Here is a 15096-nt window from a genome sequence, read left to right as displayed (position 1 = left end):
TTCGGAGCTGACAAATTCCACCGGAGCATTTTCACCTTGCTGCCGAAAATTACGGATACAAATAAAGTAATAATAATCTGTATCGCTGCTTTCAATGATCTTGTTTCTTCTTAAAATTTGTTGTTCTATGTTAATTTCATCGGGGATCAGGCTCTGAATAGTTTGCCAGCTTACCCATTCATCGTCGAAGCGGTCATAAACTTTGGCATATTGAATTCCATACTCATTTAGTTGATTCAGTTGCTGTAGGTCGTCATCGTCGCATAAGCTTTTGATGATTTCCGGGTTGGCAAGTTCCAGCGGAATTTTTAGATAGACAGCTTTCACAATGTTATCATTCAGCTTGTAACGACTTAGATGTAAGTTGTAATAGGCCAATACATCAGAGTCAATGATGACTGTGTCCATTTTCTGAGCCATTAGCTCTTTTTTATACCGATAAGTAATCAATGAGTTTCGGTATTCTTTCAACTCCTGGGTGACGTTTTTTTGCTCGTCGCTCAGGTTTTGCTCGGCATTTAGAATAACCAATTCGTTTTGAATCCATTTGCGGATAAAATCATCGACCCACAAGGTACTGTCGGCATTTTTTAGGTTGGGTGGAATGATTTGGGATAAATCTTCCAGATACAGGTAACTTTCTCCAACTTTTGCAACAGGTGTTTTTTTGTCTGCTTTAGGTTCGCAGGCACTGAGGGTTATACTTACCAAAAGCAAGTAAAACAGTTTGTTTATCATTTTACAGGTTCAATTGTTTTCAATACTTTTTTATTAACACGGACCGGATATTTTTTCCGAAGGTCAAGAATCCATTGTTTCTCCAGTTCATCCTGGTAGGCCGAAAGATACTGACCACGAGCCTCTTCGAGCTTTTTCGGTGTCGGTGGAATAAGGTTGCCCCGCACAAAATGTAGGCTGTCGTTGAAGTTTTGCGGTTTTGGTGCATGCCAGACTAAATAGTCAACAATGTTGTTATCGCCACGAGCAAAAATACCTTTTTGAATAAACGCTTGATTTGCATCGTTTAATTTCAGAAGATCGGTTAATTCGCCTTTTGCGATGTTGGCATCCTCCGCGAATATGCCCTCAATATAATCTCGAACATCTTGATTGTTACATTGAATAACCCATCCGTCGAAGCGGGAATCCCATTTAAATAGATCCTTGTTTTTTTCGTAAAATGCCAGAAGGCCAACTGAATCCTGGCCGGCTGTATTCCATATCGTTTCTTCCGAAAGGTTGAAAAGCAAGATCCCGTCGTGATATTCCTGAATGAGATAGCGGAACTCCGGGTATTTTGTCTCCAGATTTCTGTTTTCTGTTTCAAGCAACATGTCGGATACAAACTCTGCGTATAATTGCTCCGAGCTTGCCGATTTCTTTCGGTTCCCGGCATATTTCATAAAATCGGTCGGTTGATAGGTTTGAGAACCAATTTGCATCAGATTTTCATTTTGCCAAGAACCATAAGAGGTATCTTGCGCCTCAACATGTTTTAAAAGTTGGTTGCGTAAGCTCGTATCTTCTTTGAAATTGTATTCCGCTTTTAAGTGCTCAATAAATTCAGCTTGCTTCTTTTTTGTAACTATTGGGTTACTCTTTAGCTTTTCGGTTATAAAAGGCTTTAGTTCGTCAAAATCGGGCACAGGCTTTTTGCCGATAAGTTGAATCAGATGAAAACCATAAGGTGTGCGGATTACCGGAGATATATCGCCGATTTGTTGCAATGCAAAAGCCGGATCAGCGAATTCAGGCATCATACTTGAATTTGAAAACCAAGGAAGAACGCCGCCATTTGCAGCACTCTGTTTGTCATCGGAAAAACGTCTGGCCAAAGCGGCAAAATCAGTTCCTGTATCTAAAAGTTTTTTTAAACTGTCGATTTCATTTTTTGCTGATTCAACATCTTTATCTACAGCTACTTTGGGCAGGCGTTTCATAATGTGGGCTACTTGTAGCTGTCCTGTGTTGTCGCGTTTATCATGCACTAAAATGAGGTGAAAGCCAAAATCAGAACGCACAGGCATCGAAATTTCTCCTGTTTTCAGATTGAAGGCAGCTTCTTCGAACTCGGGAACCATTTGGAATGCTGAAAAATAGCCTAGTAATCCGCCATTTTTTGCTGCCGAAGGGTCTTCGGAATACTGACGGGCCAATTGAGCGAAATCGACGCCTTTAATTGCTTGATCTCTGATTTTTAGGCATTGGTCATAGGCTGCATCTTGTGCCTGCTGATTGGCGTCCGGTGCAAGTCGGATTAAAATATGGCTGGCTTTCACTTCCGATTTCATTCGTCTGTAGGCTTCCATCAACGCTTCGTCAGTTATAGTCGAATTACTCAGATAGGGCTTGGCCAGCTGGTTTCTGTATTCCAGAAATTCATTTTGAAAGCTTTTGAGCGTATCCAGGCCCAGATCTTCGGCTTGCTTTACTTTCAGTTTATAGTTAATGAAAAGATCTATATACTCGGTGGGCGATTTGCGTAACGAATCGTCAAGCAAATTTTGATTGTTTTTTTTGTACAGACGAACAAATTCTTCCTTCGAGATTGATTCGTTTCCGATCGTTAATAGCGCTTGGTTTTTGGACTGGCCAAACGCAGCTACAGAACTGGCCATGACAACAGACCAGAGACACAGATTTATAATGTACTTTTTCAACTTAACACGCTTAAATGTAATGAACTTAAAACCGCGAACTGTAGTTCGGAGACTCGCGGGTGATGGCTACATCGTGCGGATGACTTTCCTGAACTCCGTTATTGGTAATGCGAGTGAATTTGGCCTGTTTCAGTTCTTCCAGATTACGAGCTCCGCAATACCCCATACCTGAACGAAGTCCGCCAATAAGTTGGTGCATTACCTCATATAACGAGCCTTTGAATGGCACACGTGCTGCAATACCCTCGGGCACCAATTTGGTCATATCTTCCTCAGCATCCTGAAAATAACGGTCTTTCGATCCGGCTTGCATGGCTTCGAGAGAGCCCATTCCCCGGTATGCCTTAAATTTTCTACCTTGAAAAATTATGGTCTCTCCGGGCGATTCGTCTACACCGGCGAATAACGATCCGGCCATGATTGAACTTGCCCCGGCGGCAAGGGCTTTAACAATGTCGCCCGAATAGCGGATTCCACCATCGGCGATGACTGGTATTTTGCTGTGTTTTAAAGCTTTTGAAACGTTGTAAATGGCCGATAGTTGTGGTATGCCTACACCCGCAACAACCCGGGTTGTGCAGATTGATCCGGGCCCGATTCCAACTTTTACAGCATCAGCTCCGGCTAATACCAGATCGGTTGCTGCTTCTGCAGTCGCAATATTTCCGGCAACAAACTCCATTTCCGGATATTTGCTTTTAGCCCGGCGCAAAATATCGAGCACTCCTTTCGAATGGCCGTGAGCTGTATCGATAACAATGGCATCGACCTGTGCTTTCACTAATTCATCAATTCGGTCGAATGTGTCGGCAGTAATTCCAACACCGGCAGCAACCCGCAGTCTCCCTTTGGCATCTTTGCAGGCTAGTGGTTTATCTTTCGCTTTGGTAATATCTTTATAGGTGACTAATCCGATGAGCTGATTATGCTTATCGACGACTGGTAATTTTTCAATTTTATGCTTTTGAAGAATTTCCGCCGCCTTTAATAAGTCTGTTGATTCGGTTGTGTATATCAGGTTTTTTGAAGTCATTACCTCGGCGATTGGCTTTGCCATATCCGACTCGAAACGAAGATCCCGGTTGGTCACAATGCCAACTAGTTTTCGCTCATGGTCAACCACTGGTATTCCTCCAATTTTATAAATCCTCATTAAATCCAGCGCGTCCTGAACTTTCTTTTCTTTTTCAATGGTAATCGGATCATAAATCATCCCGTTTTCAGCTCGTTTTACGGAGATAACTTGCCTGGCTTGCTCCTCAATACTCATGTTTTTATGAATGACACCGATCCCTCCTTCGCGCGCAATGGCAATCGCCATAGGGGCTTCGGTAACTGTATCCATCGCAGCAGTAACTATCGGTGTGTTTAATTTGATTGATCGGGTAAACCAGGAACTGAGGTTCACTTCACGTGGAAGAACCTCTGAATACGCCGGGATTATGAGAACATCATCGAATGTCAATCCCTCAGAAATTACTTTGTCCGCAAAAAATGGCATTGTCATTATTTTTAGATGTGTGAAGATCTCAAAACTACAAAAAATAAACGGATATTAACTTTATTTGCAATTTGCAGTAGCGGGATAAAAAACATAAATTTCCTCGAATTTATCTCGGCCTTAGTAATCATTCAGGAAATCAAATTTATAGGGTGACAACATTTCGGAACATACTTCTAAAACATTGGGGCTATGCCAATTTCAGGCCGCTACAGGAGGAAATTATTGACTCGGTTGCCGCCGGAAAAGACACCTTAGGGCTGATGCCGACAGGAGGCGGGAAATCGGTTACATTTCAGGTGTTTAGTTTGTCGAAGCCTGGTATTTGCTTGGTAATTACGCCTTTGATCTCGTTGATGAAAGACCAGGTGGAAAACCTGAATCAGCGGGGAATCAAAGCACTGGCGATTCATTCGGGTATGAGCCCTCAGGAGGTGAGGATGGCATTTGACAGTGCTGCCTGGGGCGATTACAAATTCTTATACCTTTCTCCTGAACGGGTTGCTACAGATCGTTTCAAGGAGCGTTTGCCACAAATGCAAATCAATTTGATCGCGGTGGATGAAGCGCATTGTATTTCGCAATGGGGCTACGATTTTCGTCCATCTTATTTGCGGATAAAAGAATTGCGGGCTTTGATTCCGGATGTGCCTCTGTTGGCTCTTACAGCTACAGCCACTCCTAAGGTTGTGAAAGATATTCAGCAACAACTTCAATTTAAGGAAGAAAACGTTCTTCAGAAAAGTTTCTTTCGCGATAATCTGACTTATCTGGTTCGCTCGCGTGAAGATAAAATGCAATACTTGTTGCAATCTGTTCAACGGGCAAAAGGTACCGGAATAGTATATGTGCGGAGCCGGAAACTGACACGTGAGATAGCCGATTATTTGCGGCAAAATAGGGTTTCAGTTGATTTTTATCACGCGGGATTAACCGCTGCCAGCCGGGCACAGAAGCAGGAAGACTGGAAAAGTGGAAAAACCCGGGTTATTGTGGCAACCAATGCCTTCGGAATGGGGATTGATAAACCCGATGTTCGATTCGTGATCCACATGGGGCCACCCGATTCACCCGAAGCTTATTTTCAGGAAGCAGGTCGAGCAGGGCGCGATGAAAAAAGGGCATTCGCTGTTTTAATTGCAGCAAAATCGGATCAGCTGGCATTGAAAAAGCAGGTTGAAAAATCGTTTCCTCCAGTCGATGTAATTCGACGGGTTTATCAGGCTCTGGGCAATTATTTTCAATTGGCCATTGGCTTTGGAAAGGATCGGATTTTGGATTTTAAAATCGGAGACTTTGCCAGTCGTTACAATATGCAAATTCAAGTGGTTTTAAGTAGTCTGAAAATTTTGCAGCGCGAAGGCTACCTGGAGCTGACCGAAGAACTCGATAATCCGTCTCGTGTTCATTTTATTGTAGGACGAGATGAATTGTATCGGTTTCAGGTAGCCAATGCCAATATGGATGGTTTTGTAAAACTGTTGCTTCGTTCGTATTCTGCTTTATTCACAAATTATGTTGGAATTGACGAAGATTTGCTGGCTAAACGGGCGAACATCCCAGTTGAGGCTGTTTCTCGCTTTTTAATCCATTTGAGTTCGAACAAAATCATTCACTACATTCCCCGAAAAAAAACGCCCTATATCATTTTTAACCGGGAGCGATTAGAAGCCGAGCGACTGAAGATTTCGAAAGAGAATTACGAGGATCGCCGAAAGGACTATAAGGAACGTATTGATGCAATGTTGAATTATTCTTTCGGGAAGCTGAAATGCCGGAGCCAGATTCTGTTGGAGTATTTTGGTGAGAAAACCTCGGTGAGATGTGGTAAGTGCGACATTTGTACCGAACAAAACCAGTTTGGATTGAGTCAATTAGAGCTGGAACAGATTAGTTCGAAGTTGCAGGAATTATTGGAGGAGCCTTGCCTTTTTGAGGATTTAATTTTCAAATTGGATAAAAATGAAGATGAGTTGATTCGGGTGATTCGTTGGTTGATTGAGAACGGTAAAATTGTCCACCGAATAGACAATTGTCTGGAATGGGTGAAGTAGTTAAATGCTGGTTGATAGAATTATTGGAAGTTGGTTAAACAAAAAGTGTTTACAGGAGTTCTTTTAGTATCGTTTTTGTTCAAAAAAATCATCATCAAAATTGCTTTTAAAATATGAAGAATCCTATTGCCACAACAGCCCTCGTATTTGCACTTTTAGTGGTTTCAAACACAGCATCTGCCGGTTTTGGCGCCGACGATGAGAAGATTGCCTATCCGATGCCTGCACCGGTGAAGAAAGCTTTTGTCAGTAAGTGTTTTGACTGTCATAACGATGCTGCCAAAAGTGATAAAGCCAAGCGGGGATTCAATTTTAGTACGTTTAGCAGCTTAAGCGATATTCAGAAAATTGCCGCGCTGAACGAGGTGAAAAAGGAGATTATTGAAGAAAATATGCCTCCTCAAAAATTGATTGTGAAACATCCCGAAGCTGCTCTGTCAAAAGAAGAGTCGTCGCTTTTGATTGATTGGGTCAAAACAGAATCGAAGGCTTTGTTGCAGAAATAAACGAATCAGCATTTTCAGGTATAACTCTAGCTCCGATTTTACTATGAAACGATTTTTGAAACCAGTATCGATTTTTGCTGTTGTTGTGCTTGTTGCAATACAGTTTGTACAGCCTGCCAAAAATTTAGGAGAGCCTACCGAAAATCACCTGTTTCGGCAATCGGAGATACCAATAAATGTGCAGACGGTTTTGCAAAATGCCTGTTTGGATTGCCACTCTGATTATACAAACTACAAGTGGTACCATCAGGCAGCGCCTGTTTCCTGGTTCGTTGCCAATCATATTCGGGAAGGAAAACGCGAGTTAAACTTTTCGACCTGGGAATCGATCTCTGCAATCGATCAGGTTAGCTTATTGGAAGATATGAAGAAGGAGGTTGAAGAAGGCGAGATGCCGTTAAAATCGTATACGTTGGTTCATCATGAAGCTCGTCTAAGCGCCGCTCAAAAAGACTCGCTGTATGATTGGATTGTAGCCTATCAGGAATTGTTGTTGCTAAAGGCGTTTGAGTAAGGGCTTCCTAACCGTGATACATTTGAGAGATTTTTAAAATTGTCGCCCTGGAAAATGCCTGTTTGCAGGGCTGGTATCCCAATTCACTTTTATTGTATCCCAAATTCCGGGCATCTTCTGACATCCTAACAGAAGCAATGGATTAAAATCGCATTGTTAAGCTAAAACTTATTACTTTTGCGGGATATATCTTAAAACAATGTCAGAAGAGCAATTTAATCAGTTGGTGTACTCAAAGCAAGTTGTCGAATTCGTTACTGTTGCAAATGAATACTGTAAGTTTATTGAAACAGCCGGAGTGTTGGACCCTAAAGAGATGCTCGGAAAAGCGCAGAAAATTTTGCCTTTAGTGTATTTGAAAACGACTTTGTTGCCTGAGTTTGAAAGTTCGGAAGAATTAGTTCTGGAAAAATTCGTCAGTGAAGTAGATTACAATTACCTACAGCAGCGAATCATGAATCGATTGGGTGGACATGATGATTACCAGGAAGTTTTTGATCAGGATATGCAGTTTAGCGAAGCTCCGCTGACCTCGAGTATTTCAGAAAACCTGATCGATATTTATCAGGATTTGAAGGATTTTGTACTCTCGTATCGCACAGGCGACGAAATGGTTATGCAAGAAGCGCTATGGGAGTGTATCGAGAATTTTAAGAATTATTGGGGACAAAAATTAGTTAATGGTTTGCGTGCGATCCATACGTTGGTTTACAGTGATGTCGATTTCGACGAGAAACTAAAACTGCCTTCAGACGAGGAAGAAGGAAATAGCAAGCCGTCTTGGCTGAATAACTTATTTAACGATCCGATTGCCTGATCGTTTTAGGATAAAAGCGATGAACGGAGTTTCCATCGAATAGATGAGTTTAATAAATTACGAGCAAGAATAGATGTTTCAGGAGAGTATAACAAAAGAGGAGTTGGATGACCTACCTTCAAAATCATTTGAAGGTGAGATACTTGTCGTCAACAGGCACGAACAATTAGAGGAAGTGGTTGAATATTTGAGAAAGGCAGAAGTTTTGGGATTCGACACCGAAACAAAGCCTTCCTTTAAACGAGGTCAGATCAATAAAGTGGCGCTGTTGCAGTTGTCAACAGCCGACCGTGCGTTTCTATTTCAACTGCACAAAATAGGCCTTCCGGACGAAGTGAAAAGTGTTCTGTCCGACCCGAACATTCTTAAAGTAGGAGTGGCCATCCGCGATGACGTGAAAGCTCTTCAACGTTTAAGTCATTTCAAAGCTGGTGGATTTGTTGAATTGCAGGATAAGGTGAAGGGATACGGCATCCAGGATTTTAGTTTGAAAAAGATCGCGGGTATTGTTTTAGGTGTTCGTATTTCAAAATCGCAACGGCTGACGAATTGGGAATCAGATGTTCTTACCGAAGGTCAGCAAACATATGCGGCAACCGATGCCTGGATCGGCCACGAAATTTTCCAATCATTAATAGAAGCTCAATCATGACAAATATAAGCGCAACCATTGTTCTAAATAAAGGAAAAGAACAATCTCTGAAACGATTTCATCCGTGGGTATTTTCGGGTGCGATTAAGAAAATATCAGACGAAGTGAAAGAGGGTGATCTGGTAAGGGTGGTTTCAAACAACAATGAATTCCTTGGGATTGGTCACTTTCAAATTGGATCGATCGCCGTGCGCATTCTCAGTTTTACCGATCAATTGATTGATCGGAATTTTTGGTTGGGCCGATTACAGGAAGCGCTAAACCTGCGCTCTTCGCTGGGATTATTGAACAACGAGCATACGAATGTATTTCGGTTGGTTCACGGTGAGGGAGATGGATTGCCCGGTCTAATCGTCGACTTCTACAATGGTACGGCTGTTTATCAGGCACATACTGTCGGAATGTATTTAATACGACATGAACTGTCGGTTTTGTTGAAGGAACTGATGGGAGAGCAACTCGTTGCTGTTTACGACAAAAGCGAAAAGACCCTTCCGTTTAAAGCGGATATTGAGCCGGTTAATGGGTATTTGCTGGGAGAATCAGCTCCTACAATCGTTGCTGAATATGGTAATCGATTTCAGGTTGATTGGGTCGACGGGCAGAAAACCGGATTTTTCGTCGATCAGCGAGAGAACCGTCATTTGGTGAAGGAATACTCAAAAGGGCGAGATGTATTGAATATGTTTTGCTACAGCGGAGGGTTTTCTTTCTGTGCCCTGCAGGGTGGAGCTCAAACAGTTCACTCGGTTGATGCCTCGGCAAAAGCAATCGAATTGACCCGAACAAATGTGGAACTGAATTATCCCAACGATGCCCGCCACGAAGCTTTTGTGGCAGATGCATTTGATTTTATGCGTGATATCAAAGATAAATATGATCTGATCATTCTCGATCCACCGGCATTTGCCAAACACCGAAATGCCTTGCATCAAGCATTACAAGCATACAAACGACTAAATGCCAGGGCATTTGAGCAAGTTCGGTCAGGAGGAATCGTTTTTACATTCAGTTGTTCACAAGTAGTTTCAAAAGATAAATTCCGCGAAGCTGTATTTTCCGGAGCAGCAATTTCAGGACGTAAAGTGCGGATACTACATCAGTTGACCCAGCCTGCCGATCATCCGGTTAATATCTATCATCCTGAGGGTGAATATTTAAAAGGCTTAGTATTGTATGTCGATTAATAAATTATTTCATCAGCAAATAATTTGGTTTTTAATTGTCTGATGGCACTCACATGTTGCTGAAAGCTGTTTTCTAATCGAGTTGGTGATTGGAACAGCATGTTTGTTTTATCTTGTTTAATTCTGGTTAATAACAACAAAAAATACAATCCTGCTGCTTGTCAATCCAAAACTATCTGTAAATTTGTATTCAGCTATGGTGTAATGACTTGTAATCATTGAGCGGGAAGGTATCCTACCTTCGATGTTAAAAGTTACTTTCATGACCAGTTTCTTTGAACCAATGTATTATTGAGGTAGGGTCATCGCTTTTAGGTTTTAGTGATTTTATTTTGCTATAAAAAAACAATCTCCGCTCCGAAAATTCCATGAACTTACCTAATGTGTTTTTTAGTTATTTTAATTTTATTTTCTCAGATTATGAACATTTACGTAGGTAATTTAAGCTACAATCTTTCAGAAGAAGAAATTTCAGAATTGTTTGGTCAATTCGGAGAAGTTGTTTCAGTAAAACTAGTAAAAGACCGTGAAACCGGCCGTGCAAAAGGATTTGGTTTCGTTGAAATGGCGGATGACCAAGAAGGTACAGCAGCCATTGAAAAATTAGATGGAGCGGACGTTCAAGGTAGAAATATCAAAGTGAATGAGGCTAAACCTCGCGAGAACACAGGATTTAATTCTCGTCGTGAAGGCGGCGGTGGTGGTTACAACCGGAATTTCGGTGGTGGCGATCGTTTCCCAAGAAACCAAGGAGGCGGTGGCGATCGCTTCAACAGAGATCGTGATGGTGGCCGTCCACAAAGACGCGACCGTTACTAGGATGTAAAAAAAATACTATTGTTAGCCGGGATTTCCCGGCTAACTTTTTTTTGTTAAAACTCTTCGGTAAGTAAGTGGCATACTTGTTCCAGAAACAGCTGGTCGTCGTTGGTGAATGGAGCCGGCGAATGGCTGTCGATATCCAGCTCTGCAACAAATTTTCCGGCTTTTATCACTGGAACTACAATTTCAGACTGGACTTCCAGACCGCACGAAATATAGTTTTCAACCTGTGTCACGTCTTGCACAATCATTGTTTCACAGCGCTCCGCGACTTGACCACAAATCCCTTTTCCAACGGCGATATGCGTATGTTCAGTAGGTTTTCCGACGTATGGCCCCAAAACTAATTCACCATTTTCCAGTTTGTAAAATCCAACCCAATCGTAGTGGTAGATATCTTCTTTTAGCAGCTTGCAAACTTGAAAAAGCAAATCGTTTGGCTTTTTAGAAGTCAGAAGTTTGATCTGCTCCAGGCAGTGGGTAAATTCTTTTTTCATTCTCAATTCTCCTGTTTAAACTGTCTTTCTGTTATTTAATAACCATTTGTTGCTCGTGTGTAATTTTCTCGCAGTATCGGCATTTTAAGGCCAATGGATTTTTACCAACCACTTTAAATGAAGTGAGCACGGCTTCATTATTGGTAATACATTTCGGATTGAAGCATTTCACAATCCCAACGACTTGATCGGGTACTTCAACAACTTTTTTCTCCACGACCTCATAATCGCGAATGATATTTAGTTTTGCATTGGGCGCTATGAGAGCAATCCGGTTAATATCATCTTTGGCAAAAAACTGGTTCGACACCTTTATGATAGCCTTTGTTCCTTGTTTATCGCTGTCCAGATTTGCACCGAAAGTAATCATGTTACTGGTTTTGTCGAGTTCCAGAATTGAAATTACTTTAAAAAGGTTTTCTGAAGGGATATGATCGATTACGGTGCCTTCACTGATGGCACTTACTTTCAGTTTCAGTTTCTTTTTTATTTTGTCGGTCATGGCTGCTTATTTTAAATTTAACGAGTGGGCGATAATCGCTTCACGAGCATATACTCCATTTCGGGCTTGCTCAAAATAGTAGGCTTTTTCGTTTTTGTCGACATCGGTATGGATCTCATTCACCCGTGGAAGCGGATGTAAGATACGCATATTGGGTTTTGTGTTTGCCAGCATGCTATTGCGCAGAATGTACACATTTTTAACCTGTTCGTATTCAATTGGATCGGAAAAACGCTCTTTCTGAACTCGTGTCATATACACAATGTCGGCTTCGGAAATGATATCGGTGAATTCGCTATGTTCGAAAAAACGGATTCCTTTTTCGCGGAGATAAATTTTATACTCTTCAGGTATCTGTAATTCGTCGGGCGCGATGAAGTTAAAGATTGGGTTGTTGAATTGCGACATGGCCATCAATAACGAGTGCACTGTTCGCCCGTACTTTAAGTCACCGACCATGAAAATATTCAGGTCATCGAGTTTGCCCTGCGTTTTGATGATTGAATACATATCCAACAGTGTTTGTGTTGGATGCTGGTTTGCACCATCGCCGGCATTAATAATGGGCACAGACGATAATTCAGCAGCATAACGTGCACTTCCTTCCAAAGGATGCCGCATCACAATCAAATCAGCGTAATTCGAGACCATGCGAATCGTATCGTGCAATGTTTCTCCTTTTGTTACGCTTGAAGAATTCGAATCGGAAAATCCGATGATACGTCCGCCCAAACGGTTGATGGCGGTCTCGAAACTCAGTCGGGTACGTGTTGATGGCTCAAAAAACAAGGACGCAACAACTTTCCCTTCCAAAAGTTTTTGATTGGGATTTCGCTCGAAATCTGCAGCCAGTTCCATGATCCGAAGGTATTCCTCCTTCGAGTAGTCCATAATGGAGATTAAATCTTTCTTCATATATCGTGTTTATTTTATTATTTGACACGCGGCCATAAAAAAACCAACAGGAATAAATGTCGCTGTTGGCTTTCTAAAAGATGTTGAATTTCTTGATGATCTAAGTTGCTTTAAATAAGTGCTTAATCTGTTGTTATAGAATGGGAAAAATGAAAAATGAATGGAAAAAAGGATACCATTCAAGGGAAAATCATATCGATTAAGCAGGCTTCTCATTAAAACACAAATTTAAAGAGCTAGAGGCAATCTAATCATGATTTTGGGCATGATTTATCAAGGACTTACTAACATTTATTTAATCGGTTATACGAGTGCTATTCGAACTCCTTCAATTTTTTTTAGGAGCTCGAAAATACGCTGTGATTCACTTTCGCGGATGGACGATTTGATTCGGCATCTTAAGTCAAAATCTGTTTTCTTTTGGGGAAGGTTCTCATCCTTGAATATTTTCATCACTGAATTCATGTTCAAATAATCGAATTCGACCCAGAACTGAGTTTCCACCAGTTGCTCCACAATTTCCGCCTGTTCAAGCGCTGCAATTGCTGCTTCTCGATAGGCATTGATTAGCCCGCTGACTCCAAGTAATGTTCCTCCAAAATAACGAACGACCACGATCAGTACGTTTGTCAAATCGAGCCGTTGTATTTGACCCAGAATAGGCTTGCCGGCGGTGGAGGAAGGTTCGCCATCGTCGTTTGCCCGGAATGCGAGTTTGTCGGCTCCCAATCGCCAGGCGTAACAGTGATGACGCGCCGAATAGTGTTCTTTTTTTAAGTTTTGAATGTGTTCTTTGATTTCTTCCTCTGTTTCAACAGGATAGGCGAAAGCGATAAATTTGCTTCCTTTATCCTTAAACAGGCCTTCTGCCGGGGAGGCTATGGTCAAATATGAATCGCTCATCTTTAAGCTTAAAAAAAAGGCAGATCACAATGATCTGCCGGAATAATTACATTTTCAATTTTTTCTCTATTTCATCGACAAAACTGCGGAAGTTTTTGTCGGTTTCGATTAAGTTGTTGACCGTTTTGCAAGCATGAAGTACCGTCGCGTGATCTTTATTTCCGATTTGTGATCCTATCGATGCAAGCGATGATTTAGTCATGCTTTTCGAAAAGTACATGGCTAACTGCCGGGCTTGTACGATTTCGCGTTTTCGGGTCTTGGTTTGTAAATGGTCGACCGGTAAGTTGAAATAGTCACAGACTACTTTTGATATATAGTCGATAGACAGTTCACGTTTCGAACTTTTCACCAGTTTGTTTACCATATCACTTGCCAGCTCAATGGTTACTTCCTTTTTATTGAGTGTAGATTGCGCCAGCAGTGAAACCAGAGCACCTTCTAATTCGCGAACATTATTGCTAATATGTGAGGCAATGTATTCCAGTACTTCATCATTGATTTCAATGCCGTCTTTATAGGTTTTCCGCTTTAGGATTTCCATCCGGGTTTCGAAATCGGGTACCGATAATTCGGCTGTTAAACCCCACTTAAAGCGCGAAAGCAATCGTTGTTCCATTCCTTTCAGCTCGATAGGCGGTTTGTCTGACGTGAGAATAAGCTGCTTACCACTTTGATGTAAGTGGTTGAAGATATGGAAGAATGTTTCCTGCGTTTTTTCTTTGCCTGCAAATTCCTGTACGTCGTCAAGAATCAGCACGTCAATCATTTGGTAAAAATGCAGGAAATCGTTTCGGTTGTTGTTGCGAGTGGCTTCTGTATATTGAGTTTGAAATTTATTCGCATTCACATAAAGCACCACTTTGTCAGGGAATTGCTCTTTAACCTGAATGCCGATGGCGTGAGCCAGGTGTGTTTTCCCTAAGCCGGAATTACCGAAAATCATCAATGGATTGAACGCTGTTCCACCTGGATTTTGAGCCACCGCAAATCCCGCGGCACGAGCCAGACTGTTACATTCTCCTTCAACGTAATTATCGAAAGTATTATCCGATTTCAATTGTGGATCAACGTGTAGTTTTTGGATCCCCGGTATAATGAACGGATTTTTAATAGAAGGCTTCCCTTCTGACTTCAATGGTACATTGAGAGGTTTATTCTGAATTTTTGGATTGTTATTGGTTGGATACTTTACGGTGTAGGGTTGAGCATTTCCTTGATTCCCCATTACCACGACATACTCCAGTTTTGCTTCGTGGCCAACCTCTTTGCGCAAAGTCTTGCGCAACAAATCAATGTATTGTTCTTCCAGGTATTCGTAAAAAAACGGACTCGGTACCTGAATGGTCAATACCTGTTTGTCAATATGCAGAGGCACTATTGGCTCAAACCAGGTTTTAAAACTTATAGCCGGAACATTGTCACGTATCACACTAAGACAACGCCCCCATACACCAAGATGATCATTAGTCATTTTGAATAGCACGATTAATAGAATTCAACAAAAAATTTCCCTTTATTTTTTTCCCGAGAACAAAAGTGTTTAAAAAAAAAGTATAAAAAAAA

15 protein-coding genes are annotated in these 15096 nt (G+C 41.6%); 7 read left to right on the top strand and 8 right to left on the bottom strand.

Annotated features, from left to right (window positions below):
• The 3 genes from ABZD21_RS15710 to guaB form a co-directional block, all read right to left on the bottom strand.
• On the bottom strand, positions 1–738 hold a 738-nt coding region (locus tag ABZD21_RS15710), incomplete at its 3' end, for a hypothetical protein (protein ID WP_372776033.1).
• Positions 735–2660, bottom strand: coding sequence for a peptidylprolyl isomerase (locus ABZD21_RS15705; RefSeq protein WP_372776032.1), 1926 nt, complete (start codon positions 2658–2660; stop codon positions 735–737). The genes ABZD21_RS15705 and ABZD21_RS15710, both read right to left, overlap by 4 nt.
• A gap of 25 nt (positions 2661–2685) precedes the next feature.
• The gene (gene guaB, locus ABZD21_RS15700) at positions 2686–4161 is read right to left on the bottom strand and encodes an IMP dehydrogenase (protein ID WP_372776031.1); all 1476 of its coding nucleotides are present in this window, start codon (positions 4159–4161) and stop codon (positions 2686–2688) included.
• A gap of 152 nt (positions 4162–4313) precedes the next feature.
• On the opposite strand from guaB, the gene ABZD21_RS15695 reads away from it, so the two are divergent.
• The 7 genes from ABZD21_RS15695 to ABZD21_RS15665 all read left to right on the top strand — a co-directional run bounded on the left by ABZD21_RS15695 (position 4314) and on the right by ABZD21_RS15665 (position 10710).
• Entirely contained in the window at positions 4314–6215 is a 1902-nt protein-coding gene (locus ABZD21_RS15695) for an ATP-dependent DNA helicase RecQ (protein ID WP_372776030.1), read from the top strand.
• A 113-nt stretch (positions 6216–6328) separates the two neighbouring features.
• A complete protein-coding gene (locus ABZD21_RS15690) occupies positions 6329–6721 on the top strand; it encodes a heme-binding domain-containing protein (protein ID WP_372776029.1) in 393 nt (130 codons plus the stop codon).
• Positions 6722–6764: 43 nt separating this feature from the next.
• On the top strand, positions 6765–7235 hold the full coding sequence (locus tag ABZD21_RS15685; protein WP_372776028.1) for a heme-binding domain-containing protein: 471 nt from the start codon (positions 6765–6767) through the stop codon (positions 7233–7235).
• 199 nt (positions 7236–7434) lie between these two features.
• On the top strand, positions 7435–8052 hold the full coding sequence (locus tag ABZD21_RS15680; RefSeq protein ID WP_372776027.1) for a DUF5063 domain-containing protein: 618 nt from the start codon (positions 7435–7437) through the stop codon (positions 8050–8052).
• A gap of 73 nt (positions 8053–8125) precedes the next feature.
• Entirely contained in the window at positions 8126–8704 is a 579-nt protein-coding gene (locus ABZD21_RS15675; protein WP_372776026.1) for a 3'-5' exonuclease, read from the top strand.
• On the top strand, positions 8701–9891 hold the full coding sequence (locus tag ABZD21_RS15670; RefSeq protein ID WP_372776024.1) for a class I SAM-dependent rRNA methyltransferase: 1191 nt from the start codon (positions 8701–8703) through the stop codon (positions 9889–9891). The genes ABZD21_RS15675 and ABZD21_RS15670 overlap by 4 nt, the downstream gene beginning before the upstream one ends.
• Before the next feature lie 420 nt (positions 9892–10311).
• Positions 10312–10710, top strand: a complete 399-nt coding sequence (locus ABZD21_RS15665; protein ID WP_372776023.1) for an RNA-binding protein — start codon at positions 10312–10314, stop codon at positions 10708–10710.
• Positions 10711–10763: 53 nt separating this feature from the next.
• On the opposite strand, the gene ABZD21_RS15660 is transcribed toward ABZD21_RS15665, so the two are convergent.
• The 5 genes from ABZD21_RS15660 to dnaA form a co-directional block, all read right to left on the bottom strand.
• The gene (locus ABZD21_RS15660; protein WP_372776022.1) at positions 10764–11210 is read right to left on the bottom strand and encodes a GAF domain-containing protein; all 447 of its coding nucleotides are present in this window, start codon (positions 11208–11210) and stop codon (positions 10764–10766) included.
• 31 nt (positions 11211–11241) lie between these two features.
• The gene (gene pyrI / locus ABZD21_RS15655; protein ID WP_372776021.1) at positions 11242–11712 is read right to left on the bottom strand and encodes an aspartate carbamoyltransferase regulatory subunit; all 471 of its coding nucleotides are present in this window, start codon (positions 11710–11712) and stop codon (positions 11242–11244) included.
• Between the two features lie 6 nt (positions 11713–11718).
• Positions 11719–12627 carry an aspartate carbamoyltransferase gene (gene pyrB / locus ABZD21_RS15650; RefSeq protein WP_372776020.1) on the bottom strand — a complete coding sequence of 303 codons (909 nt, stop codon included), beginning with the start codon at positions 12625–12627 and terminating at the stop codon, positions 11719–11721.
• Between the two features lie 303 nt (positions 12628–12930).
• Positions 12931–13530, bottom strand: coding sequence for a YigZ family protein (locus ABZD21_RS15645; protein WP_372776019.1), 600 nt, complete (start codon positions 13528–13530; stop codon positions 12931–12933).
• A gap of 46 nt (positions 13531–13576) precedes the next feature.
• Positions 13577–15004, bottom strand: a complete 1428-nt coding sequence (gene dnaA / locus ABZD21_RS15640) for a chromosomal replication initiator protein DnaA (protein ID WP_372776018.1) — start codon at positions 15002–15004, stop codon at positions 13577–13579.
• Between the last annotated feature and the right edge of the window lie 92 nt (positions 15005–15096).

The organism is Mangrovibacterium sp. (assembly GCF_041596335.1).
Classification (GTDB): domain Bacteria; phylum Bacteroidota; class Bacteroidia; order Bacteroidales; family Prolixibacteraceae; genus Mangrovibacterium.
This window is presented reverse-complemented; position numbering and strand designations above follow the sequence as displayed.

What these genes read in the sequence shown, in the direction of transcription:
- ABZD21_RS15680 (WP_372776027.1), top strand. Translation starts at nt 7,435, where the DNA reads ATGTCAGAAGAGCAATTTAATCAGTTGGTGTACTCAAAGCAAGTTGTC.
- pyrI (WP_372776021.1), bottom strand. Translation starts at nt 11,712, where the DNA reads ATGACCGACAAAATAAAAAAGAAACTGAAACTGAAAGTAAGTGCCATC.
- ABZD21_RS15645 (WP_372776019.1), bottom strand. Translation starts at nt 13,530, where the DNA reads ATGAGCGATTCATATTTGACCATAGCCTCCCCGGCAGAAGGCCTGTTT.
- ABZD21_RS15660 (WP_372776022.1), bottom strand. Translation starts at nt 11,210, where the DNA reads ATGAAAAAAGAATTTACCCACTGCCTGGAGCAGATCAAACTTCTGACT.
- ABZD21_RS15685 (WP_372776028.1), top strand. Translation starts at nt 6,765, where the DNA reads ATGAAACGATTTTTGAAACCAGTATCGATTTTTGCTGTTGTTGTGCTT.
- dnaA (WP_372776018.1), bottom strand. Translation starts at nt 15,004, where the DNA reads ATGACTAATGATCATCTTGGTGTATGGGGGCGTTGTCTTAGTGTGATA.
- ABZD21_RS15675 (WP_372776026.1), top strand. Translation starts at nt 8,126, where the DNA reads ATGTTTCAGGAGAGTATAACAAAAGAGGAGTTGGATGACCTACCTTCA.
- guaB (WP_372776031.1), bottom strand. Translation starts at nt 4,161, where the DNA reads ATGCCATTTTTTGCGGACAAAGTAATTTCTGAGGGATTGACATTCGAT.
- ABZD21_RS15690 (WP_372776029.1), top strand. Translation starts at nt 6,329, where the DNA reads ATGAAGAATCCTATTGCCACAACAGCCCTCGTATTTGCACTTTTAGTG.
- pyrB (WP_372776020.1), bottom strand. Translation starts at nt 12,627, where the DNA reads ATGAAGAAAGATTTAATCTCCATTATGGACTACTCGAAGGAGGAATAC.
- ABZD21_RS15670 (WP_372776024.1), top strand. Translation starts at nt 8,701, where the DNA reads ATGACAAATATAAGCGCAACCATTGTTCTAAATAAAGGAAAAGAACAA.
- ABZD21_RS15665 (WP_372776023.1), top strand. Translation starts at nt 10,312, where the DNA reads ATGAACATTTACGTAGGTAATTTAAGCTACAATCTTTCAGAAGAAGAA.